This is a genomic window from Pedobacter gandavensis, from assembly GCF_032678745.1.
In the GTDB taxonomy this organism is placed as follows: Bacteria; Bacteroidota; Bacteroidia; order Sphingobacteriales; family Sphingobacteriaceae; genus Pedobacter; species Pedobacter gandavensis_C.
The window spans coordinates 1-636 of record NZ_JAVTST010000027.1 but is presented as its reverse complement, the minus strand read 5'-3'; the positions used below and the strand labels follow the sequence as shown (position 1 = coordinate 636).

At 36.5% G+C, this 636-nt stretch carries 1 protein-coding gene; it reads right to left on the bottom strand.

From position 1 onward, the window contains the following. Nucleotides 1–143: 143 nt before the first annotated feature. The coding region (locus R2S10_RS24700; protein ID WP_316843066.1) for a gliding motility-associated C-terminal domain-containing protein at nucleotides 144–636 on the bottom strand (493 nt) is incomplete at its 5' end.

Below are 636 nucleotides of genomic sequence, written 5' to 3'. Positions count from 1 at the left end.
TTTAATCTCTCCTACTCTATTCCGGGTTTTCGGAACTCCCTTTATCACCTATACAATTTAGGCATAAAGAAACCTTCTAAAAGGGTCAAATGACACATTTTAATTTATTCAGTAAGTAGTAACTAGCTCCAATCAATAACTGTTTATCTCAAAATCGTTATTGACCCAGATAGAATTCTTCTTCCATTATGTGGATCAATTACATAATAATAAGTGCCAATAGGTAGATCCTGACCATTGTACTTAGCATCCCATGATTTCGATTTGGAATCTCCACTAAACACTTTGACACCGTATCGGTTAAAAATATTGATGGTAGCCTTTGGATAACTGTTCAGGTATTTTATAGTCCACTCATCATTAATTCCATCACCATTTGGGGTAAAGGTATTGGGAACTATTGGGTTTTTGAGCAAACGAATATTCACCTGATCACTGCTGGAACAATTATCACTATTCGTAACCGTTAAAGTGTAAGTCTGATCTGATGTTGCTGAACAAAAAGGATTCAAAATGTTATCCCGATCCAGAAAAGTACCAGGACTCCATTTATAACTCAGAGTAGAGGAAGAACTCCCCAAATCTGAAGATGCTTTAGTATCCATGGCCAACTGAACAGTACCTCCTTCTAACACA